Origin of the sequence: Clostridium swellfunianum (genome assembly GCF_023656515.1) — a bacterium.
Taxonomy (GTDB): domain Bacteria; phylum Bacillota; class Clostridia; order Clostridiales; family Clostridiaceae; genus Clostridium_AT; species Clostridium_AT swellfunianum.
The window spans coordinates 836,672-860,311 of record NZ_JAMOFV010000006.1; the positions used below are offsets into that span (position 1 = coordinate 836,672).

The 23,640-nt window shown below is 36.7% G+C and carries 21 protein-coding genes and 1 other annotated feature; of the genes, 16 read left to right on the forward strand and 5 right to left on the reverse strand.

Translation table 11 applies throughout. The annotated features are described in order from the left end of the window. Positions 1-110: 110 nt before the first annotated feature. From NBE98_RS03850 to hpdA, 7 genes are all read left to right on the forward strand, one after another. Complete coding sequence (locus NBE98_RS03850) at positions 111-839, forward strand: LuxR family transcriptional regulator (RefSeq protein ID WP_250812781.1); 729 nt, start codon at positions 111-113, stop codon at positions 837-839. Positions 840-851: 12 nt separating this feature from the next. After that, complete coding sequence (locus tag NBE98_RS03855; protein WP_250812782.1) at positions 852-2,894, forward strand: ATP-binding protein; 2,043 nt, start codon at positions 852-854, stop codon at positions 2,892-2,894. Positions 2,895-2,914: 20 nt separating this feature from the next. After that, positions 2,915-3,799 carry a response regulator gene (locus tag NBE98_RS03860; protein WP_250812783.1) on the forward strand — a complete coding sequence of 295 codons (885 nt, stop codon included), beginning with the start codon at positions 2,915-2,917 and terminating at the stop codon, positions 3,797-3,799. Between the two features lie 162 nt (positions 3,800-3,961). Then, positions 3,962-6,679, forward strand: coding sequence for a 4-hydroxyphenylacetate decarboxylase large subunit (gene hpdB, locus NBE98_RS03865; protein ID WP_250812784.1), 2,718 nt, complete (start codon positions 3,962-3,964; stop codon positions 6,677-6,679). A gap of 5 nt (positions 6,680-6,684) precedes the next feature. After that, positions 6,685-6,951 (forward strand): 4-hydroxyphenylacetate decarboxylase small subunit, encoded by a 267-nt coding sequence (gene hpdC, locus NBE98_RS03870; protein WP_250812786.1) that lies wholly within the window; start codon positions 6,685-6,687, stop codon positions 6,949-6,951. Between the two features lie 74 nt (positions 6,952-7,025). Beyond that, positions 7,026-8,318, forward strand: a complete 1,293-nt coding sequence (locus NBE98_RS03875) for an MFS transporter (RefSeq protein ID WP_250812788.1) — start codon at positions 7,026-7,028, stop codon at positions 8,316-8,318. A gap of 124 nt (positions 8,319-8,442) precedes the next feature. After that, positions 8,443-9,384: a 4-hydroxyphenylacetate decarboxylase activase gene (hpdA, locus tag NBE98_RS03880; RefSeq protein ID WP_250812791.1), complete on the forward strand. Its 942-nt coding sequence runs from the start codon at positions 8,443-8,445 to the stop codon at positions 9,382-9,384. A gap of 37 nt (positions 9,385-9,421) precedes the next feature. On the opposite strand, the gene NBE98_RS03885 is transcribed toward hpdA, so the two are convergent. Continuing rightward, positions 9,422-10,636, reverse strand: a complete 1,215-nt coding sequence (locus tag NBE98_RS03885) for a lysophospholipid acyltransferase family protein (RefSeq protein WP_250812793.1) — start codon at positions 10,634-10,636, stop codon at positions 9,422-9,424. 260 nt (positions 10,637-10,896) lie between these two features. After that, positions 10,897-11,082 carry a hypothetical protein gene (locus NBE98_RS03890; RefSeq protein ID WP_250812795.1) on the reverse strand — a complete coding sequence of 62 codons (186 nt, stop codon included), beginning with the start codon at positions 11,080-11,082 and terminating at the stop codon, positions 10,897-10,899. A 259-nt stretch (positions 11,083-11,341) separates the two neighbouring features. Here NBE98_RS03890 and NBE98_RS03895 point away from each other — a divergent pair, with 259 nt between their 5' ends. Further along, complete coding sequence (locus NBE98_RS03895; RefSeq protein ID WP_250812797.1) at positions 11,342-12,106, forward strand: LytR/AlgR family response regulator transcription factor; 765 nt, start codon at positions 11,342-11,344, stop codon at positions 12,104-12,106. Continuing rightward, positions 12,093-13,358 carry a sensor histidine kinase gene (locus NBE98_RS03900; RefSeq protein WP_250812799.1) on the forward strand — a complete coding sequence of 422 codons (1,266 nt, stop codon included), beginning with the start codon at positions 12,093-12,095 and terminating at the stop codon, positions 13,356-13,358. Before NBE98_RS03895 ends, NBE98_RS03900 begins: the two co-directional genes overlap by 14 nt. Before the next feature lie 2 nt (positions 13,359-13,360). On the opposite strand, the gene NBE98_RS03905 is transcribed toward NBE98_RS03900, so the two are convergent. Both NBE98_RS03905 and NBE98_RS03910 read right to left on the reverse strand, forming a co-directional pair. Beyond that, positions 13,361-13,504 (reverse strand): cyclic lactone autoinducer peptide, encoded by a 144-nt coding sequence (locus tag NBE98_RS03905; RefSeq protein ID WP_250812802.1) that lies wholly within the window; start codon positions 13,502-13,504, stop codon positions 13,361-13,363. Positions 13,505-13,531: 27 nt separating this feature from the next. After that, positions 13,532-14,095 (reverse strand): accessory gene regulator B family protein, encoded by a 564-nt coding sequence (locus tag NBE98_RS03910; RefSeq protein WP_250812804.1) that lies wholly within the window; start codon positions 14,093-14,095, stop codon positions 13,532-13,534. Positions 14,096-14,286: 191 nt separating this feature from the next. Between NBE98_RS03910 and NBE98_RS03915 the strand changes: the two genes are divergently transcribed. Together NBE98_RS03915 and NBE98_RS03920 are read left to right on the forward strand one after the other, a co-directional pair. Next, positions 14,287-14,661, forward strand: a complete 375-nt coding sequence (locus NBE98_RS03915; RefSeq protein WP_250812807.1) for a BlaI/MecI/CopY family transcriptional regulator — start codon at positions 14,287-14,289, stop codon at positions 14,659-14,661. A gap of 1 nt (position 14,662) precedes the next feature. Further along, positions 14,663-16,609: a M56 family metallopeptidase gene (locus NBE98_RS03920; protein ID WP_250812809.1), complete on the forward strand. Its 1,947-nt coding sequence runs from the start codon at positions 14,663-14,665 to the stop codon at positions 16,607-16,609. A gap of 58 nt (positions 16,610-16,667) precedes the next feature. Here the strand turns inward: NBE98_RS03920 and proS are convergent, their stop codons facing one another. Then, a complete protein-coding gene (proS, locus tag NBE98_RS03925; RefSeq protein WP_250817463.1) occupies positions 16,668-18,065 on the reverse strand; it encodes a proline--tRNA ligase in 1,398 nt (465 codons plus the stop codon). A 94-nt stretch (positions 18,066-18,159) separates the two neighbouring features. Beyond that, positions 18,160-18,373 (reverse strand) — a binding site (T-box leader). A 212-nt stretch (positions 18,374-18,585) separates the two neighbouring features. Between proS and NBE98_RS03930 the strand changes: the two genes are divergently transcribed. The 5 genes from NBE98_RS03930 to NBE98_RS03950 all read left to right on the forward strand — a co-directional run bounded on the left by NBE98_RS03930 (position 18,586) and on the right by NBE98_RS03950 (position 23,618). Next, entirely contained in the window at positions 18,586-19,050 is a 465-nt protein-coding gene (locus NBE98_RS03930) for a pyridoxamine 5'-phosphate oxidase family protein (protein WP_250812811.1), read from the forward strand. Between the two features lie 29 nt (positions 19,051-19,079). Further along, positions 19,080-19,778 (forward strand): FadR/GntR family transcriptional regulator, encoded by a 699-nt coding sequence (locus NBE98_RS03935; RefSeq protein WP_250812813.1) that lies wholly within the window; start codon positions 19,080-19,082, stop codon positions 19,776-19,778. A 254-nt stretch (positions 19,779-20,032) separates the two neighbouring features. Continuing rightward, positions 20,033-21,583: an L-lactate permease gene (locus NBE98_RS03940; RefSeq protein ID WP_250812816.1), complete on the forward strand. Its 1,551-nt coding sequence runs from the start codon at positions 20,033-20,035 to the stop codon at positions 21,581-21,583. A 27-nt stretch (positions 21,584-21,610) separates the two neighbouring features. Beyond that, a complete protein-coding gene (locus NBE98_RS03945) occupies positions 21,611-22,399 on the forward strand; it encodes an electron transfer flavoprotein subunit beta/FixA family protein (protein WP_250812817.1) in 789 nt (262 codons plus the stop codon). Between the two features lie 22 nt (positions 22,400-22,421). Further along, entirely contained in the window at positions 22,422-23,618 is a 1,197-nt protein-coding gene (locus NBE98_RS03950; RefSeq protein ID WP_250812818.1) for an electron transfer flavoprotein subunit alpha, read from the forward strand. The last annotated feature ends 22 nt before the right edge of the window (positions 23,619-23,640 follow it).

Consider the following 23,640-nt stretch of genomic DNA (forward strand, 5'->3'; position numbering starts at 1 on the left):
TCAGGCATTAATTTAAATAATGCTTGACCTTCTATTTAGTGTTTTCTAACAATTGCCAATGTGTTACAATATTAACTAAGTACTTTTTCTACAGAACGGAGGGGTTAGTAATGAGCCAGCCTGATTTTTCAAAATGCCAGGAATGGATTAAAATAAGCGGAAAGAGAAAGGTTCAGTCTTTTCAGGATTGTTTTGCTGATTTGTTTAATATTAGCTTGGGGATAGTGTCTTTAGAAGGAAAGTCATTAACTGTTTGGTCTAATTCCTCGCTGTTTTGCCACTATATTCTTAAGAAAAATCATGAAAGATGTAAACGTGAACAGCAAAGTATTTTAGAGCATTTATTAAAAAAAGAAGAATCTCTTATATATACTTGTTATACAGGGGTGACCTATTTTGCTATCCCTATATTTTGCGAAAAGGAAATAATAGCTGTATGCCTTGGAGGAGGAGTGTACCTTGAGGAAAATATAGAACTTGCAAACGAAAAGATTGTAAAGGGCATTCAAGTACTTAGCGAATCAAAGCTTAACGAGATTGTTAAGATGCTTGAAAATATCTTCAACCTTATAAATATAGAGCAAAATATATACTCCTTTAACGAAGAAAAGAAGGCGGACAATCATAACGATTTGATGCTGCTAAATAAAAAGTTAAGCCTTAGAGAGCTTGAAGTAGTTAAATTAATTAATTCAGGAATGTCTAACAAGGAAATCGCCTCTGATTTGAATATAAGTGAAAAAACAGTAAAGACACATATTACAAATATTTTAAGAAAGCTAAAGATGAAGGACAGATTAGAAATTGTTATATCTTGCAAAAATAGTGCAGTAAGTTGATTAGGTGATATTATGCCGATAAGAAAAAGAATTTTGATTTTGGTTTCTGTAATTATCACTGTACCTATGCTTTTAGTGTTTTTATTATCTAGTACTATTTTAGATAATGAAATTGAAAGGGCAGCCCAGGGATATCTCCAAAATGCTTTCATAATAGCTCGAAATTTAATGCAGGATAGATTAAATGAAATGAAGAGGCTGTCTTCTGAGACAAGCAAGTCTGAAGAGTTTTCAGTGGCAGTTGAGAAAATGGATTCTTTGAAATTGGAGAAAACCATTAAAAACATTAGTAAAGTATATAGTTACCTGGACTTATATATGGTGTTTGATGAGAAGGGTGAATTAATTCTCAATATGCCTAAGCTAAAATACTCTCAAGCTTCAAGAATAAAAGATCTAATTGAGAAATCTAAAACAGTACAAAGTACTGTAATTTCTGAGGAGGTATTTAACCTAGAGGACTTATTTGATGAGAACTCTGAAGAATACAACAGATTTAAGGTGTTAATAAGCAATAACAACACAACTAAATATTTAACTAAAGCTTTAGCAGCAATAAGCGTTTCTCCTGTGTACAACAGGGAAGGAAATAAAATTATTGGTTTCTTTGTTTTAGGCTCTCTAGCAAACAACAACAACTATTTTCCTGAGATATATACAAGCAATGTTGAAAATTCCTATTTAGCTATTTCGGTGGACGGAATACGAATAGCTTCTAATATCAGAAGTCCTAAGAAACAAAACTTTGTGGGAAGCACCATACCTGTACCCATAAGCAGACTGGAAGAAAGCACAAATGGCTATTATGGCAGGGAGAGTTACGATGGTGAGGTCCATATTTTTTTAGACAAGCCTATAGTAAACTGTGATGGCAACAAGATTGCTGTTTTAGGAGTAGGTATTCCTGAAAATAAATTTTCCATAATAATGAACACACAAAAGACTATCATTATTGTGGTTTCCCTATGCTGTCTAATTTTGATGGCGTTCATTGCAAGGTACTATGCTAATAAGATTACTGAGCCTATTATTAAGGCCACGGAGCTTGCCAATCAAATAGCTAAAGGAAGCAGAGATATTGAGGTTGAAGAAAGGTTTTTGCAAGCTAGAAACAGCGAAACAACAATTCTTCTGGAGGCTTTTGAAAAAATGGCTGCTGATTTAAAAAACAGTGAAGAAGAAAGAAGAATTTATTTTGAAAAGCTTGAAGGTGAGCATGCAATGCAGCAGAAGCTTTCAAAGGAGCTGTATTTATTGAATGAAAGCTTGGAGGAAAAGGTTAGTCTTAGAACACAGGATTTATATGAGGCTGTAGCGGCTTTAAAAAGAGCAGGAAAGGTTAAGTCTCTCTTTTTAGCTAATATGAGTCATGAACTTAGAACTCCATTAAGCGCTATAATAAGCTGCTCTGAAATTTTGAAGGAGGAGGTTTTTGGACCTCTAAACGATATGCAGCTTAAATACATAACAAATATATTAAACAGCGGCAATCATTTGCTGCATATAATTAATGATATTTTAGACATCTCCAAAATTGAGTCTGGAAAAATGACTCTCAACTTGGGAGTTTATACGATTTCCAGCATTGTTGAGGAAAGCATGACAATAGTTAAAAGCCTTGCCTATAGTAAGGATATAAGTCTGGAAGCAAGGATTATGCCTGAAGATTTTATGCTGAAGGTTGATGCCAATAAATTGAAACAGATATTATGTAATTTGTTATCTAATGCAATTAAGTTCACACCTGCAAACGGACAAGTATCTGTAGCTGCTGTAAAGGAAGGCTCTTTTGCAAAGTTTACCGTAAAGGATAATGGAATTGGCATAAAAGAAGAGGATCAGGAACGGGTATTTATTGAATTCGAACAAGTTGACAGCTCTTATGAAAGAAAATACGGTGGTACTGGGCTAGGGCTTCCTCTTACAAAAAAGCTGGTGGAGCTGCACAACGGGAAGATTTTCTTGCTAAGCCAGCCTGGAAGAGGTACGGAAGTTATTGTTACACTGCCTTTAGATATTGATGAGAGCAATAAATCAAGTATTATTGTTTCCTAAAAGTTATAGGGGGTGACCATGTGAGTAAGATACTGATAGTAGACGATAATAAGAAAAACTGCGAGATATTGGAGGATTTGCTTGCTGCCTGGGGTTACGAAGCTTTTACGGCAGATGAGGGTGTTAAGGCGCTAAACTCTGCCTTAGAGCTTGAGCCTGCTGTTATACTGCTGGATGTTATGCTGCCCGGTATGAATGGTTTTGAGCTTTGCAAGAAATTAAAGATGGGACAGACTACCAAGGATATACCTGTAATAATGATAACAGCTTTAAATGAGGTAGAGGATAGAATTAGAGGGTTTAACGCTGGAGCAGATGTATTTTTATCAAGGCCTGTGGTTTATCAGGAATTAAAGAATAGGGTAGAATGGGCGGTAAACTTTAGAAAAAAGCTTAATGAGATGGAAAATATGAAAAGTGTAGTAAAAAGCTTTGTAGCTATTATGAAACTTAAGGATGAAAAGCTTTATAGTCATGCTATAAATGTTAAAAACTACTGCGAAAAGGTTGTTAAGCTGTTTTCAATAACTGATGAGCAGGAAGAGAAAATTCTTACAGCTGCTTGTTTAATGGATATTGGAAAGCTTGCTTCAGATTCTGAGCAGGAGCATATAGACAAAGGCGTAAGCATTATTGCTCCTCTAAAAGCAGGAGAGTGGCTTAAGGTTTTTATTGAAAGGCATCATGATAGAAAGTGCCGTGCAGAAGCATCGCTGGAAGCGCAGGTTTTGACCACAGTAAACAGGTTTGTGGAGCTATGGGAACAATCAGGCAGCAAGGATACTGCCGAGCAGAGCTTAAGTAAGGAATGCAGAGAGGGCTTTTGGAGCACTGAGGTGCTGGAGGCAATTAGCCAGGTACTGAAGGATGAGAGCTTTGTAAGAAGTATAAAACTAGGACTTTAGTTGTAGGACAACAATACAACCAAGGTCCTAGTGTGCTTTACACTAGGAATATAATACAACCTTAGCCTAATATAAGTCTGCCTCCTAAATATCTATAATCTATAGATAGAACAACTTATAAAAGTAGTTTTGTACACATATAAGAGCGGGGAGGCTTATGGTATGGCTGTAAAAACAAAATTGGCAGATATTCTTGCCGAAAAGGGTTTACCAATTAATTTTCAATTTGGCGGTGAGGCTCCAGAGGAAATGATTTCTCGTGAGGTAACAAAGGAGCCTACACCAAGAGCTAACAGATTAAGAGACATATACTACGACACCTTATCAACTGCTAATACGGAATTTCCATATTGGTACACTAGAAGATGGAATGAGCTTGAGGGAGAGGTTGACGTTGTTAGAAGAGCTGAAGCTTTAAAGTGTGCATTTTCACACTTAACACCGAATATTCTTCCAGGTGAAAAGCTGGTTATGCAGAAAACTAATTATTATAGAGGCTCCTTCCCTATGCCTTGGCTTTCAGAGGGTTTTTTCGTAGCAAAGGAGGATGAGCTTTACAAGGAAGCTTTAAACAGGGGAAGCGCTAGCGCAGGAGAGCTTAGTAAATTTGGTACAGGCGGAGGTAACGTTACAAGAAGTTTTGGAAAAATAGTTTCTATCGCCGGAAAGTTTGGAATGAGACAGGAGGAAATACCTGTTTTAGTTAAGCTTGCAAAGGAATGGGTTGGCCGTTCCGTTGATGATTTAGGACATAAATATGAGCAGATGGTGCCAGGATATCAAGTAAAAGAAAATATAATGAAATCCTTAATCTGCATGTTTGACTCAGGTTTTACACTTCCACAAGGAAGAGAAGTTATTAATTACTATTATCCGATGCAATATGGTTTTGATGGCCTAATAGACATGGCTATGGAATGCAAGGCTGCTGTTGCAGGAAATGCTGACGGCGACGGTCTTGTTGGAATGGATCGTTTATATTTCTATGAAGCTGTTAAGCTTATATTGGAAGGTATACAAGCCTGGATACTAAATTATGCAAAGCATGCAAAACAGCTTGCTGAGGCAGAAAAGAATGAAACTCAGAAGGCTGAATATATAGAAATTGCTGAGTGCTTGGAGTGGATAGCTCACAAACAGCCTAGAACCTTTAGAGAAGCTCTTCAGTTAACCTACACTATTCATATTGCAGTGCTTAATGAAGATGCTATATCTGGAATGTCCCTTGGTAGACTTGGACAGATGCTTTATCCATGGTTTGAACAGGACATAGCAGCAGGAAGAACTACTGAGAAAGAAGTATTGGAGCTTCTTGAGCTTCACAGAGTTAAATTTACAACTATAGACTGCTTTGCTTCTACCGGAGTTGTAGGCGGAGTTCTTTCCGGAAATACCTTTAACAATCTAACTCTTGGCGGGCTTCAAAAGGATGGAACCCCTGCTGTTAACAGACTTGAATATTTGATAGTTGAAGCTGGTATTACCTGCGGCAGCCCACAGCCAACCTTGTCCTGCATGTACGATGAAAAGCTGCCTGAGGAATTCCTATTAAAGTGCATAGAATGCGATAAGACCGGTACTGGCTATCCTGCATGGATGAACAATCGTGGAGCTATAGAATTCATGATAAACCAATATGGACCTGAAGGCATGACAATAGACGAAGCTAGAGCGGTTGCTATTGGCGGCTGTTTGGAAACCTCTCCATGCTGCTGGAAGGAACTGCATTTAAACGGAAAGAAATACTGGGTTTCAGGAGGAGCAGGACAGCCTACTTCTGTTGGAGTTCACTTTATAGCTAATCCTAAAGTTCTTGAGCTGGTTGTTACAAACGGAAAAGACCATAGAACTGGCCTTCAGGTTTATCCTGCTCACAATAAGAAGCTTGAAACCTTTGAGGAGCTATATGAACAATTTAAGGATTACTATGACTTAACCTGCGATGTGCTTGCTAGAACTAATAACATACAGCACGATATTTGGAGAAAGAAGAACATGGCAGTATTCAGTTCAATGCTTAAGCCGGACTGTTTGGACAAAGGCCATCATATAGGCAATTTAGGATATAGATATAATGCAACCTATAATGTTGAGAGCTGTGGAACTATAAATACTATAAATAGTCTTGCTTCCATAAAGAAGCTTGTATATGACGATAATAAGTATACTCTTGATGAGCTTAAGGAAGCTATTCTTAATAACTTCGGCTTTAAGACTGCTGCTGAGGTTGGAAGCTATTCCTTAGCTGACCAGGAAAAGAGAGACAACAGTTCTAAGTATGATGAAATTTATGGAGACTGCTTATTGGCTCCTAAGTATGGAAATGATGATCCATACGTAGACAATCTGTTAAAGGATTATGAAAACTGGTTCTGCAATATGTGCCATGACTATGAATCCTTGTATGGAAAGAAGATGTATGCTTGCCAAATTTCTGTTTCAACCCATGGAGCACAAGGTGCTGCTACACTTGCAAGTGCAGATGGAAGATTGGCAGGAACAACCTATGCTGACGGTTCAATGTCTGCTTATCCAGGAACAGATAAGAATGGTCCATATGCATTGTTTACATCCGCCACAGTTTGGGATCATAGTATGTCCCAAAATTCTCAGATGAACTTAAAGATTCACCCAAGTGCAATTAAGGGTGAAGAAGGCTCAAGAAAGCTTCTTGATTTAACTCGTGCTTATATGAGAAAGGGCGGTTACCATATTCAATACAACGTTGTAGACTCAAAGGTATTAAAGGAAGCTCAATCGAGTCCGCAAAACTATAGAGACTTGATGGTGCGTGTTGCAGGCTTTACACAGTACTGGTGTGAAATAGGAAAGCCAATTCAAGACGAAGTTATAGCAAGAACTGAATATGAAGGGGTGTAATTAATATGGCAAAGGAAAATATGAAGCATAATGATTGTGTTAATTTTGCACCAGTGGATGCTGCAAAGGGCATCTGCAGAGTTACAAACTCTATGGTGTTTATAGATACTGAAACCTGCGGAAACTTTAATGAGGCCTGCAAATGCAGAAACTGCAAAAACTTTATTAATCCAAACAACGATAATATAGGAACCTGTGTTGGACTTAAAAAGGAAGCTTGGACTTTTGCGGATCTCTGCGCTGCTACTTGCGAAGGCTATAAATCAGTTTAAGGCAAATAAAAATGAAAAGGGGCATTTAAGCATATTTATTTGCCCCTTTTATTTATAATGGGGGGAATATAAAAATGGAGGATAAGAGAGCTAAGTATTTAGGCCATATGGTAGTTCTTGCTTCTTGGCTTGCTGTATTTTGTCTTTTTGGATTCAGATCAACTTTTTCCGTGCTTCAGGTACCTATGTCTCAAAGCCTTGGATGGAAAGCCTCACAGCTTACTCTAGGCTATTCCTTAATGATGACAGTGTATGCAGTTACAGCTTATTTTAGCGGAATGATAATTGACAAGTGGGGTACGAGACCTGCTTATGCAATAGGTTCTGTTTGTGCAGCTTTAGGTTTCTTTGTTACAAGCTTTGCACAAAGCTATTTAGGATACTTAATTCCTTACGCTATTTTTGCAGGTGTTGGAACAGGTATGCTTTGGGTGTCGTCAACGGTTTCAGTAAGAAAATGGTATGTTGGCAAATCCTACGCCAGCATGTGGGGAATTGCCTTTATGGGTGCTCCAGTTGCTCAGGTGTTCTTAAGCCTTGGAGTTAAACAGGTTATTAAGGTTATGGACTGGAGAGTAGCAATGAGAGGGCTTGCAGTGGTGGTGTTTGTATTCCTTGTAGCAGCAGCTATAGTTGCAAAGAAAAACCCACAGGATTATGACCTTGAACCTTTTGGCTTGGATTCTATTAAAGGAAAGAATAATGCACCTCAAAAGGTATGGACAGTTAAGGAAGCCTTTAGTATTTTTCCAATCTGGGGAGCGATTATTGCCTTCCTTGGAAGTATGGTAGGAGAATTTTTAATTTGGACTCAGGTAGTTAAGTATTGGACAACAGATGTAAAGATGTCTTTAAATACAGCTACTAATCTTTATATAATCATAGGTATTGCAGGAATCTTTACAATGCCTATAATGGGTAAAATAGCAGATAGAGCTGTAAGTAAATTTGGCAATGAAGCAAAGGCAAGAAAAACAATGATTATTTTTGCTCCTATAATAGGAATTGTTGCCTGCGGGCTTTTACTATTAAGCAAGATATCAATAGTTTTCGGAATAATAGCATGTATTCTTTTTGCAACTTATTGGGCTATAGAACCAGGTGGAGTTGCCGGTTATGCAGGAGCAATTTATGGAAATAAAACTTTGGGAAGAATATGGGGGCTTGCTACTCTTGTAGTTATGGCTATAGGGCCAGCGCTTGGCAGCTATATGGGTGCATATCTATATGACAGTTCAGGAAGCTATCTTAATTCTATAATCTTTGCTACCTGTGCTTTTGTTTTATCAGCAATATTTGCTTTGCTGCTGCCGCTGTCAGCAAATGCAAAGGCTTCAGAGCCTGCAAATAAGACCTTAAATAATTAAATAAAAGAATATAAGAATATGTAGATATTTTAATAGGTGAAATGAAGCGGAGGATAATAAAAGTCTATTTTATCTTCCGCTTTTCATTGATTAGAGCTTAGGATGCGTTGGGGAGGTTATGACTATGGAGGAAAAGAAGGGCTTGTTTTTTGATATACAAAGCTATTCGGTTCATGATGGTCCTGGCTGCAGGACTACCTGTTTTATGTGCGGCTGTTATTTAGAGTGTGAGTGGTGTGCAAATCCTGAAAGCTGGCTGAACAAGCAAAAAATTATGTTTGCTGAGCCAAAGTGCAAGCATAGTCAAGGCTGTGTAAGGTGCCAACAGGTATGTCCTAAAAATGCTGTAAGCTTTAATGAGGCGGATAAGCTTGAAATAAACTGGAATGCCTGCAGAAGCTGCAGCACCTTTGAATGTGCAAAGGCCTGCTATAATGAGTCTTTAAGGATATGTGGAAAGTATTACACAGTAGACCAGCTAATGAAAATTTTAAGCAGGGACAGACAGTTTTGGGGTTCAAAAGGCGGAGTAACCTTTAGCGGAGGAGAGCCTTTTTATCAGAAGGATTTCCTGTTAGAAGCCTTAAAAAGATGCAAGGAGGCTTACATTAACACTGCTATTGAAACTACGGCTTTTATTGACACTGAGGTTTTCTTGGAAGCTATGGACTATATAGATTTTGCTTTTATTGATATAAAGCATATGGACAGAGAAAAGCATAAGGAGAAGACTGGTCAATTTAACGATTTGATCCTTAAAAATATTGAGGCGCTAGTAAAGTCTAGCTGGAAGGGCAGACTTGTTTTAAGAATGCCTGTTATTTCGGGCTTCAATGACACAGAGGAAAATATTCTGGCTATAATAGCTTTTATGAAGAGGCTGGGACTTTTTGAAATTAACTTGCTTCCATTTCATAGAATGGGAGATTCAAAGTGGAATCAGCTTGGAAAAAAATATGCCTACAGCACTGAAGAAGCTACAGCTGCAGAAAAGCTTGAACAGCTGCAGGATATGTTTTTGGAAAAAAGAATTGCCTGTTATGTTGGAAATGAAACGGGCTTTTAAAAAACTGAAGCGGTGACAGCAATAATCACCGCTTCTTCTATTCTATATTATTAGTATGTACAGCAAGCTCAATTCTAGCAACATCCTGCCCATCCTCTAAAAAGAAGCAGTAGGTATTTTTACCGTCTGTAATTTCAAAGTTTGACCCAAACTCTGAGGAAATGGAATACATTACCGACATAGGAAAAAACATTTCCTGAGGCTTTGAGTCTACTATTCCATTAAAGGTTAAGCCTTCATTAGTTAAAGCTGCTGTTCCATGACCAGCGTTTCTATATGGGCCTGTAAAGGCATCAGCCCGAGTAAGCTTTACAACCTTTGAGACTATTGAAAAATCAATAGCCTGCACAGTAGCTTTTGCTTTTTCTCTCTGCCATTTAAGCCACTTAACTGCATCTTCAAATATTACAGAGCTTTCAGCTTCAGGATTTAAAAAACCGTACTCATCCATTAAAGCAGCATTTCCGCAGAATTTGCAATACAATCTATTTTTATTAGACCTCATGGCTTTTTCTTTGCCGCAGCCCGGGCACTGATGAAGAATATTGTGTATGTTTTCAGCTATTTTTTTATGCTTAAAGCTTACTTTTTTAATCCTGTTCCATTGGTAGTCGTTATAGTAGATAGAGCTGCATACAGCAGAATGAATTTTTTCGATACTAAGTTCCTTAATCTGCTCTGCTGACAAAACTTCCTTTGTGTTAACCTCAATACACCCTCTGTGGGGAAAAGAAGTCCAACGTGGCTTTGACAGGTAAGCTCCATTAGAAACCACCGCTGCTACTGGAACCTTATACAGCTTAATAAGTTTTGCAATTGAATCGGAAATTGTGTATTGGCTGCCATCGGTGGAACGTCGTCCTTCAGGGTAAATAACAAGAATTCCTCCTATGGCTATTACTTTGTTCATCATTCGTACTGCCCTAGTATCTTTATAGGCTTGAACCTTGGGCACGATTCCTGCCAGTTTCAAAAGAGGCCTAAGTATGGGAATTCTAAAATAGTGGTTTGTACCAAGAATATTTACCTTGTGAGGATACATAGTGGCTGTAAGTATGAAAGGATCAAGTGCTGAAGGATGATTTGCCAGCACTATATAAGGAGCCTTCATATTTTTTAAGGAACTATTGTCGATTTTGATTCTGTATTTTATTTTTAAAAATATATAAGAAAGCTTGGCAACCATGAAATACAGAATCCTATTTGGAGCATTGCCATAATCAAGTTTATTCATTTGCTTAGTTTCATTCATAACTATGTCCCCCATATTATTACTAAGCTTAATTAAAGGTAATTAAGCTTTGCCTCTCCTTATTAGGATAGCTTACTATTTATGTTTACGCAATGCTTAGAACTATTAGCATTTCTTAAAAATAAAAATTTAACTAACTATTGAAGTAATGGTAAATGCTGTGATATAATAAATGAGTGAGCGGATTGCTTGACAGTGCAATTTAGCTTATGAACTTTTAAATAGTTTTACTAGAATAGGCAATAGGAAGCTTGGCGGAGCTACTTATTGCTTTCTTTTTTATCTAGGTTTAAGGTAATTTCAGAGGAAAATTCATCAGGCTTTATGCTTGTCTTGGATTGAAATAAAGCCTTCATTATCTCCTGCTTGTAGCAGAAGCCAAGCAGCATAGCAACAATTCCCAGCATTGTTACACAAAGAACAGCAATAATAAAATTTAGATTCACAAGACCACACTCCTTTTATATTTTTATAAACAAGTGCAATCCGCTCACATTTTGAAGAGATTTGAAAAAAGGTATATGTTTGTAATTTAATTGTAGCACATATAGATTTTGGTATATTGAAAATTGCATAAAACTTCTAATTTTTGTCATCAAATATTTAGACAAGCTAATTTTGTTATAAAATTTAGGAAGGTATTTCCAAATATTTGTAGAATATTTATATCCATGACAAATTTGTATAAAGGGGTATGGTGAATATATGTACAATATATTAGTTCTAGAAAATGATTGTATTCAGTTAAGAACCCTGTCGGAAATAATAAGGCAAGCGGGTGACATGTTCAATGTATATGAAGCTTCTAGTATTTCTGAGGCTTTTGAAATAGCTGAGCAGGTGAGAATAGATCTTTTTTATATCGATATCAATTTAAATGAGGACTCTGGTCTTAATTTTGCTCTAGAAATGAGAAAGAAGGATAGGTATAAGCTTACTTGGATAGTTTTCGTAACAATTTATAAGGATTATATGCTTTCTGCTTTTAAGAAAATCCATTGTTATGATTACATTCTAAAGCCTTACAACAAGCAGTATATACAAAAGCTAACAAGGCTTCTGCTTTCAGAGGGTAAGGCTCAGGTAGCGGTAACAGCGGCCAGGGAAAAGTATATAATTGTTGATGTTAAGAATATACAGGTGAAAATTTATGTCAGCGAGATAATCTTCGTTGAGGTTTTTATAAGAACTTCAATTATTCATACTATAAATGGAGCTTTCACTATAAATTACTTATCGCTAAAAAAGCTATATTCCATGATAAATGATGAAAATATAATTCAGAGTCACAGGTCTTTCCTTGTTAATACAAAATATATAAGCAAAATAGAAAAGACTACTGATAAAACCTCCTATAAGATTTATTTTTACAATACCAGTGAAACTGCATTGCTAGGCTATAACTATAAAAAAGCTATTCTGGATAAATTCAGCAATGGGCAAGGTGGGGAGATAATTGAGCGGTTATAAGATATTCATTCTTGCATTCCTTGAATTGGCAAGCTTTATGCTGCTTTGGAATATCTTTAATAAAAAATATGAAAACAGGCTGTTTAAAAGTACTGCAATAGTAGTGTGCGCTTCTATAGTTGTTGTTATAACAAGCCTCATTTATCCTCCAATACAGTTTTTCACTAACTATCTGTTTTTATTTTTGTCTATTAAGCTGGCTTTTAAAAAGAACATAAAGTATTTGCTGCTGGAATTTGGACTGGTATTATCTATCTTTGGAATAATGCAGCTTAGTTTAATAGTTTTAATTAGATTGCTCAGCCAAAGCTTTATGTCAAAAGACATATTTACAAACTATCTCATGGCAAACTTTATTTGCATGCTGCTTAGTCTAAGCGCTTACAAATTTACTTCTTATGGAAGACTCTTTATATTTTTTAAGCAGGAAAGCTCAAAAATATACTTTTTTTCTGTAAACCTTCTTATTTATATATTTATAGCGAAATGGGTATGGAATTTTAAAAGACTTGAATTTCTAGACGAGATAGCTTTGTATCTTATCATACCTATAATTTTTATTCTGGCAAATCTGTTTTTTATGGAATATCATATGAAAAATAAAGAATTAAAGAAGTCTTTAGAAGAATATAGAAAATATTCTCCAGTTATTGCAGAGCTGCTGGAGGATGTACGAAGAAGGCAGCATGATTTTAAAAATCATCTAAATACTGTATACAGCCTTGTGCTTGTAGCTGATGAGCAAAATTTAAAAGAAGAGTTAACTAAATATATTGCTTCTCTAAATATGTCTTTGGAAAACATGGAGAAGATACTTCAGATAGACAATACTGTTGTAGCGGCTATTATATATAATAAAATAAATGAAGCTTCAAAGCATGATATTGAATTCAGCTATAACATTCAGGGGGAATGCCGCTTTCCTTTTAAGGATCATGAGCTTTCTGAGATTTTGAACAATCTTTTGGACAATGCCTTTGAGGCGGCTGTAAATTTAGAAAAGGGTTGTAAGAAGGTATTTTTAAATTTAGGCTATTTTGAGGACAACTGTATTATAGAAATCGGCAACACAGGAAGCAGGGTTGAAGCAAAAGATATAGGGAAAATTTTTAATGCAGGCTATACAACAAAGGAAGGCGACAATAGAGGCTATGGACTTTACAACGTAAAAAAGATAGTTGAAGGCTGTAATGGCAAGGTTCAACTATCTTATGAAAACAACTATACAGTTTTCAGTATAAAATTAAAGTGAAATTAGTCTTCTATTAAGCACTCAGGTATTTCTGGTTCTCCTAGAAATAGGAAGGAACCATAGAAGGGCAGCAGGAATGCACTCACTCCAAGGCATAGTGTGCAAGCTACATTTTTAGCTCTTAAGCTTTTCATTAATTTTCTCATAATAAACCTCCTTAAGTTTGGAAAATTTTAATACTTTGCTTTTTTAACCAGCATAAGCTGTATATTTTGTACAATGATAGTGCTGAAGCCGCAGTTTACATAAGCTGGAGCTTCTAAGTACGACAAAATAACAATCCATAAAGCTGTAGATATGGCTGCAATAAGCTTGTACTTCAGCTTTATTTTTTTGTCTTTTATAGGGCGTCTTACGCTGCATATTGGTGCCTTTACCAAGACTATAGCAAGACTTGCTATGCCGGAAAGCACATAGCAGACATAAGGAAGCCTTGGCATTAATGGCGCAGCTATGCTGGTAAAGGAAAACATCAGAACTGTTAAAAGCAGACAATTAAGAGCTCCCTTTACATGAACTCCTCCAGCAAACACCCTAATAGACATTAAGATTACAAGAGAAAAATAAAAGTAGCTTTGTCTATGTATAACACTAAAAAACAATAATAGGAAAATAATTTTAAAGCCTTCACTTAAAATAACACTTAAGGCATACTGTATTTTAGCCCTATCTTTGGTGTTGTCATAAGCCTCGGTGCATATGAAGGAGGTAAGCTGCAAGGCTATTTTGTCTATCATATTAAAGAACCACCTAAAATTCATTTAAAGAAGCTTCTTTATATAAACATATGACTTGCAAAGTAAATTTAGTACAAGCCTTCTTAAAAATATTACTTTTTTAATTGACTTCCACATATTGACTCAAAGAGGTTACAGGTGTAAACTAATCTTATAAGGTTACACCTGTAACCTAAAGGAGGTATAAGTACATGAACAAGCTTGCTTCAAAAATAACGGACTCAGAACTTGAAATAATGCGTGTATTGTGGGAGGCTGGGGGAGAGCTTCCCATTGCGGATATTAGAAAAACACTAGAGGAGAAAAGCAAATGGGAAACTTCAACGATTAAGACTCTTCTTAGAAGGCTTTGTGAGAAGGGCGCAGTTGAAGCTGTAAAAAAAGAAGTGTTCTATTACAGTCCTTTAGTAAGTGAAGCTGAATATAACGATTATATTACTCAAAGTTTGATTGATAAGCTATATAGCGGAAGTGTAAAAAATCTTGTGGCATCGCTTTTAGGTAGCAAAAAGCTTAAAGCTTCAGAGATAGAGGAGCTTAGAAGCATGTTTAAGGTAGGTGATTAGCATGAATGGCATTATTAAGCTTGTGCTATCACTTTCCTTGTCTGGAAGTATACTTGCAATGATTATTTTTGCTGCTAAACCCTTTATAAAGCACAGAATCTCAAAGGCTATACAATATTACCTATGGATTATTGTACTTTTTAGGTTGCTGCTGCCCTTTTCCTTTGAGCAAAGCCTAATGAACAAGGCTTTTTATGGTGAAAAAGTCTCATTGGAAATAAGCAGTAAAGGTTCAGCTCCTGAAATAGCAGTAATAAATGAAGGAGCTGCTGCAATTCAATCTAATGATAAAGAAAATTTCACAGAAGTTTTAAATAAGGCAAGCATTTATGATTTGCGGACAATTTTAATCTTAATAAATTCTTACAGCGTACAATTGTGGCTTATTGGAGCAATAATTGTGTTTGGAATCAACTTATCCGGTTATGCAAGATTTTTAAGGTGCATAGAGAGATCAAATAAACCAGCAACCTTGGAAGAAAACAGGCTGCTCTCAGCCTTGTTTAGAGGACGTATGGATGTAAGACTAGCAAGAAATAGGTTAATTAAAACTCCAATGCTTATAGGGCTAAGAAAACCCTGTATCCTAATTCCAGATGAAAATTTTGATGAAAAGCAGCTAAAAAATATTCTTTTGCATGAATTAACTCACTTCAGGAGGTTTGATATAGCAGTTAAATGTGTGACCATTGCTGCAGCATCCATTCATTGGTTTAACCCATTGATGTATTTTATTAAAAGGGAGATTAACCATGCCTGCGAGCTAGCATGTGATGAGGCTGTAATAAAAAGTTTAAATTCTAAGGAAAAGCAAGCCTATGGAGAGACACTAATATCTATTGCTGCAGATAATAAATGCCCAAGTGGCTTATTTGGTGCTACTATGGCCGAAGATAAAAACAAGCTGAAGGATAGACTGGTTTCAATTATGAAGTACAGCGGTAAATCCAAATTTGCTGTGGGAATTTCTATATTTATATTGAGCCTTGTGATGGCAGGCTCAATCTGCTTAGGTGCGGGAGTAGGGCATAAAAGGCAACCTGAAAGGCTATCTGCGGCTAGTTATAATTTAACGGAGATTTCTAAATATAAAACACCATATATAGGCAACAACTCTAAGGTTTCTGCCATAGCTAACCTGATGCCCGCGCCAAACAGCTACTATAGGCAGAGATATATTTCAATGGATACGGATGAAAGGCCTTATAAGCTAAAGGTATACTATGAGTCAAAATATGGGACGTCAGATGACAGCAAAGGCTATACTATTGATCCTTTCAGCTCTGATTTTTCCATTATGCAAAAGAACGCTTTAGTTTTGTTTTGCATGATTGGTAACTTGGAGGAAGCAACCTTTTACTTCCGTGATTCTAATTCTGATGGAAAACTTGTTGAAGAGGCTTATACTTCAGCTTTTACCTTTACAAAAGCCTCAATTGAAGAGAGCTTTGGAAGCATTTCCGATATTGAGAAAAATATAAAACTTCTTGAAAAGGCCTTGCTTTCTGATAAAGCCTATAAGCAGTCATTAGAAGCTTCAAAGGGAAATTTTACGGCGCTTGATAAATTGCCTAAGCATTATAATGCACCTGTTTCTTTAAGCAATGGGGATGTAGTATTTTATAAGGGTGAAACCTACAATTCACAAAAGCTTACAGCATTTTATGAAAGCTTTAAAAAAAGAAAGGCAGATACCAAGGAAATGCAGAGAATAACAACCTATGCTAAAGGCAACGACGCTTTAATATACGATATAATTATTGATGGCTTAGAAGTAAAGCTATTAGTGGATTATACAAGGTCTGAACCAGGTACTGCTTCAAATAATGAGTTAAATGAATACAAAATAGCTGACATAACTAAGAATGAAAAAGAGGATAGCATCAGCTATTCAATAGTGACAGCAGATAATAAGGGCATGTTTACCTTTTCCGTTTATGATAAATAAAGTGCTTTAATGCAAAAAAGGTGTTCTAAGTTTTTTAGAACACCTTTCGCATTTTTGATTAGTAAGCTCTGCCCCAGTAAACAAGCTTTTTAGCTGGCTTTCCGCAGCATACACAGGTTTCAGCAACCTGCTCTTGTTCAAATGGCATACATCTTGAGGTGGCAGCAGCTTCTTCCTTAATTTTGTCTTCACAGGCTCTGTCTCCACACCACATAGCTTTAACAAAACCAGTTTTATTATCTAGAATGTTTCTAAATTCATCCATATTAACAGCTGTAGTAGTTTTTTCATTTTGAGCAGTTCTTGCTTTTTCAAGCAAGGATTTTTGAATATCTTCAAGAATTTCTGGTATCTTAACTTCTAGTTCATCTAAAGATACAACTATTTTTTCTCTAGTGTCTCTTCTAACTAAAACAGCTTGATTGTTTTCTATATCCTTTGGACCGATTTCAAGTCTTAATGGAACACCCTTCATTTCATATTCGCTAAACTTCCAGCCTGGTGTCTTGTCGCTGCCGTCCATTTTAACTCTGACAACTTTGTTTAATCTATCCTTAAGCTCTGCTGCCTTTTCTAAAACTCCAGCCTTGTGCATTGCTATTGGAATTATAACAAGCTGAGTTGGGGCAATTCTTGGTGGAACAACAAGTCCGCTGTCATCACCGTGAACCATTATCATAGCTCCGATAAGTCTTGTAGTCATACCCCAGGAGGTTTGATGTACGTATTGAAGCTTTCCGTTTTTGTCAGTGTACTGGATGTTGAAGGCTTTTGCAAAGCCGTCGCCAAAGTTGTGGGAAGTTCCGCACTGCAGAGCTTTGCCGTCATGCATTAAGCTTTCTATAGTGTAGGTTGCATGTGCACCTGCAAACTTTTCCTTGTCAGTCTTTTGACCTTTTACTACGGGTATTGCCAAGTATTCTTCGCAAAGCTTGCCATAAACGTTAAGCATTCTTATTGTTTCTTCTTGAGCTTCTTCTGCAGTAGCATGAGCAGTATGACCTTCCTGCCATAAGAACTCTAGTGTTCTTAAAAATGGTCTAGTTGTCTTTTCCCATCTAACAACGGAGCACCATTGATTATATAGCTTTGGAAGATCCTTATAGGATTGAATTATCTTTGAATAATGGTCGCAGAATAGTGTTTCTGAAGTTGGACGAACGCATAATCTTTCTGTTAATTCCTGACTCCCACCGTGAGTTACCCAGGCAACCTCTGGAGCAAAGCCCTCTACGTGGTCTGCTTCCTTTTGAAGCAGGGATTCTGGAATAAACATTGGCATATATACATTCTCATGTCCAGTTTCCTTAAACATTGTATCCAAATTCTTTTGAATGTTTTCCCAAATTGCATAGCCGTATGGTCTTATAACCATGCAGCCTCTAACGCTTGCGTAGTCAACAAGCTCAGCTTTTTTAACAACGTCTGTATACCACTGCGCAAAATCCACATCCATGGAGGTTATGGCTTCTACTAATTTCTTTTCTTTTTCCTTACTCACAATTATCACCTCAAATTTATTTTGTGCAAAAATAAAAGCTTCAAGTCCCAAAAGGGACCGAAGCTTAGTCGGCGGTACCACCCTAATTAATGCAGAACAAAAAGACTGCATTCACTCGGTTCTGTAACGGCAGAAATCCGCTGCAGCTTAATTCGCTGCAGAACTCCGAGGCGGGTTCAAAACAAATCTCTAGAAGCCTCACACCAAGCGGCTTCCTCTCTGAGAAAGATTACATCTTTACTATTCCTCTTCACAGTTTAGTAATATTTACACTTACATTATAACAATGATAGAGCAAAAAGCTTATTGTGTCAATATTATATGATTAAAATATATAAATATTTACAGCTCACAACATTTAATTAAGCTTTATTGAAGAGGATGGAGTTATTTAAAATGAAGTTATATTAAGGGTTGACCGATTCAAAAGCTTTTCCTATAATTGTATTAACATAATATGATAGGGGATGTCAAAATGTTTAAGCCCATGAGAAAAAGTGCTAGAGAAATCTTTGATAAGGATATAATAGAAATATTACAGGAAGGAGAATATGGCGTGCTGGCAACCATAGGTGAAAATGGATATGCTTATGCAACACCGCTTAGCTATGTGTATTATAACGATTGCGTTTATTTTCACTGTGCTGTGGAAGGAAGCAAGCTTGATAACATAAGGCATAATAATAAGGTATCCTTATGCGTAGTTGGAAAAACAAAGGTGCTTCCAGCTGAGTTCAGCACAGAATATGAAAGCGTAATAGTTTTTGGAACAGCTTCTGAGGCTGAAGGTGAGGAAAAGAAGGAAGCTTTATTGGCTATAGCAGACAAGTATTCTCCCGAGTTTAAGAAGGAAGGCTTGCTTTATATAGATAGAGCTGTAAGCAAAACTTGCGTGGTTAAAATACAAATAGATAAGATGACTGGCAAGGCAAGAAGATAAATATAAGAATATATAATATGAGGTACTTTATGTTTACTCCAGTAAAAAACACAAAGGTTTACGAGCAGGTTATAGAGCAAATTAAAGAAATGATTGTAAGCGGAAAGCTAAAAAAAGGCGACAGACTTCCGCCTGAAAGAGATTTGGTGGAGCAGCTTCAGGTGAGTAGAACTTCTATAAGAGAAGCTATAAGGGCGCTTCAGATTATTGGACTAGTGGAGTGCAGACAGGGCGGAGGGAATTTTATAAGAGAAAGCTTTGAAAATAGCTTGTTTGAGCCTTTATCCATAATGTTTACACTTCAAAACAGCAAACCTCAAGAAATACTTGAACTTAGAAAAATTATAGAGGTTGAAACTGCTAGAATTGCAGCTGAAAAGATTAAAAATGAAGATTTAGAAGCAATTAAAGCAATAATAGAGCAGATGAAAATAAGCGAGGATAATGAGTATAGTGCAAAGCTTGATACAGAGATGCATTATAAAATAGCCCATGCTTCGGAAAATTTTCTGGTAGTAAGCGTATTGAGCGCAGTGTCTTCACTAGTTGATGCCTTCATTAAGGATGCTAGAGAAAAGATACTTAAATATCAGGAAAACAAAGAAGTATTACTTAAGCATCACGAAGACATATACAGTGCCCTAGCAGCTAGAGACAAGGGCAAGGCTGCAGAAGCAATGAGAAAGCATTTAGACTTTATTACTGGATATCTTTCAGAAAATAAGTAGTTTAAAAAATCACAAACCTAGTATTAAATTACTGGGTTTGTGATTTTTTATATCTCAGTATATACTTGAAAGCTAGTTATTTCAATATATGCAAAATTAGTCGAAAAATGCTTTTGAAAATGTTTTCGTTAATGCTGTTAACTTATTAACTATCGTAGAAATAATCAAAATATTATGTTACTATCAAATTGAAATTGGTCATACCATATTACCAAAATGCCGTGTCCAATAAAATTATAACTTGGGGTGGGACTATGAATAATTTAATACTGTTTTTACTTGCACTACTGCCTATTGCCTGGCTTATGATTTCGTTAGGAGTTTTAAAGATACCAGCGCATAAGGCATGTACTTCTGTACTTGTAATAGCCTTAATTGAAGCCATATTATTTTGGAAGATGCCAATGCTGAATGCGGCAACTGCAGCTCTCGAAGGTGTAGTTATGGCAGTATGGCCTATAGCACTTATAATAATTGCAGCAATCTTCACTTACAATTTAGCGCTTCATACAAAGAGCATGGACGTTATTAAAAACATGCTGGCAGGAATAACAACAGACAAAAGAATTCAAGTGCTTATACTTGCATGGGGCTTCGGAGGTTTCCTTGAAGCAGTTGCAGGTTATGGAACTGCAGTTGCAATTCCAGCTAGCATATTAGCAGCTTTAGGTTTTGAACCAGTATTTGCAGCAGTTATATGCTTGATAGCTAATACAGTGCCAACAGCTTTTGGTGCAATTGGTACACCAGTAATATCGCTTGCCAAAATAGCTAATCTAGATGTAAACGTTCTAAGCTATTTTGTTGGTCTTCAATTAGTTCTTTTTATAGTGTTAATTCCTCTGGCGCTAGTACTCATAACTACTAAGAGCTTAAAGGGACTTAGAGGTGTTGTAGGAATATCATTGGCATCAGGACTAGCTTTTGCAGTTCCACAAATACTAGCTGCAAGGTTTATGGGGGCTGAGCTTCCAGCATTACTAGGCAGCGTATGCAGTATGGCTGTAACAATTATAATCGCTAAAAGGATGAATACAAAAGCAAAAATGACAAGGGGAGCTGCGCAAAAAGAGATAGCAGCAACGAATATAAGTATAAGCTTCAAAGAAGGGATACTAGCTTGGCTACCTTACATTTTAGTTTTCGTATTCATAATATTATCAAGTCAGTTAGTACCATTTATATACAAGCCTCTTTCTAATATAAAGAGCAGTATTTTAATTTACACAGGTCCAGGGGCAAAGCCTTATGATATTAAATGGATTGCTACTCCTGGAACATTGATTATAATAGCAACGGTTATAGGGGGAATAATTCAAGGTGCTAAGGTGAAGGACATAGTGACTGTTTTTGGAAAAACCTTAAAGCAGCTCAAAAATTCAACAATAACAGTTATAGCTATTGTAGCTATGGCTAAGGTTATGGACTACAGCGGAATGATAAGAAGTCTTGCTGAAATTCTTGTCACCATTACCGGAAGCTTTTATCCAATGTTTTCAGGAGTCATAGGAGCTCTTGGAACCTTCGTAACAGGAAGCGATACCTCATCAAACGTATTGTTTGGAAGGCTTCAAACAGAGGTTGCACAGTCAATAGGCGTTAATCCAACTTGGCTTGCTGCAGCAAATACCTCAGGAGCAACAGCAGGTAAGATGATATCTCCACAAAGCATAGCAGTCGCTACAGCTGCTACAGGTCTTGCAGGCGCAGAGGGCAAGATCCTTAACAAGACTTTAAAGTTCTGCGCAGGCTATGTAGTTCTTTTAGGTGTGTTGGTTTATATAGGAAGCTTTTTTATCAGATAATTTAATTTTAATTGGGAGGATGTAAGGATGAATATTCTAGTATGCATTAAGCAAGTACCAGGAACAACAAAGGTAGAAGTTGATGAAAAGACAGGGGTTTTAAAAAGAGATGGAGTAGATTCTAAGATGAACCCTTATGACTTATATGCTATTGAAACTGCTCTAAGAATCAAGGAACAGACAGGTGGAAAGATAACTGCTATAACCATGGGACCTCCACAAGCCGGGGAGGTTATTAAGGAAACGTTTATGATGGGAGCAGACGAAGGAGCCTTAGTTTCAGACAGAAAGTTTGCAGGAGCAGATGTTTTGGCAACTTCATACACTTTATCTCAGGCTGTAATTAAACTGGGCAGCTTTGATATGATTCTTTGCGGAAAACAGACTACAGACGGAGATACAGCTCAGGTTGGCCCTGAAATGGCTGAATATCTTGGAATACCTCATATAGCAAATGTTATTAAGATTGTAGAAATAAAAGAAGAGTCAGTAATTGTAGAAATGGATATGCCAAACACTATAGAGCTTGCAGAAATTAAATATCCATGTTTACTAACAGTGGATAAGAATATATTCCAGCCAAGACTTCCTTCTTACAAGAGAAAGCTTGAGACTAAGAACAGAGAGATAAAGATGATTAGCCTTAAGGATTTTGAAGATCAAGATGAAAAGAAGTATGGACTAAACGGTTCACCAACACAGGTTGAGAGAATATTCCCGCCTAAGGCTAACGGTGACAGGGAAATGTGGAAGGGAAGCTCTGAGGAATTGGTAGATAAGCTTTCAAAGAAGTTTAAGGAACTAAAGTTTGTATAAATCTAAAAGGTGGTGTGGTTAAATGGGAAGACTAGTAGTAAATGAAAGTAAATTAAACAGTGAAATAGTTCAGGAATTAGTTAAAATATGTCCATTTAAGGCTATAGAAGACAAGGATGGTAAAATAGAAATAAATGCTGGCTGTAAAATGTGTAAGATATGCGTTAGAAAAGGTCCAGCAGGAGTTATGGAATTTGTAGAGGATGAAGTAAAGAGCATTGACAAAAGCTTGTGGAATGGCATAGCAGTTTATGTTGACCACGTGGAAGGAGACATACACCCTGTAACCTTTGAGCTTATTGGAAAGGCCAAGGAACTGGCTGCAAAGGTTGATTTTCCAGTGTATGCTCTGTTTTTAGGGGCAGATATAGAGGACAAGGCTCAGGAGCTTTTACATTATGGAGTAGATGAAGTATTTGTTTACGACAGTGAAGAGCTGAAGGACTTTAGAATAGAGCCTTATGCAGCAGCTTTTGAAGATTTTATAAATAAGGTTAAACCATCAACTATATTAGTTGGAGCTACAACTGTTGGGAGATCCTTAGCTCCTAGAATGGCTGCGCGTTTTAGAACAGGTCTTACAGCTGACTGTACAGTGCTTGATATAAAGGAAAACACAGACCTCATTCAAATAAGACCTGCCTTTGGTGGAAATATAATGGCTCAAATAAATACTCCGAACACAAGACCACAGCTTGCTACTGTGAGATATAAAGTTATGAATGCTCCAGAAAGAAGTACTGAAGCTTTTGGCAAAATAACAATTTGTGATATAGACAGTTCAAAGCTAAGTTCAAATATTAAGGTTTTAAAGGTAACTCACAAGGAAAAGGAAGAAAGCATATCCGATGCTGAGGTTATAGTTGCATGTGGAAGAGGAATTAAATCTGAAAAGGATATGGCTCTTGTGTATGAATTGGCTGATCTTTTGGGTGCTCAGGTTGCTGGAACAAGACCTTTAATTGAAGCTGGCTGGCTCGATGCTAAAAAGCAGATAGGCTTAAGCGGAAGAACTGTTAAGCCAAGGCTTTTAATAGCTCTTGGAGTATCCGGTGCAGTTCAGTTTGCAGCAGGCATGAATGGTGCTGAGTATATATTTGCTGTGAACCAGGATGAAAAGGCTTCAATATTTAATATAGCTCACTATGGAATTGTTGGGGATATTTACGAAGTAGTTCCTCAGCTGATTGAAAAGATAAAGATGGCTAAGGGGGCTTAACGATTAATAATCGTTAGCTACA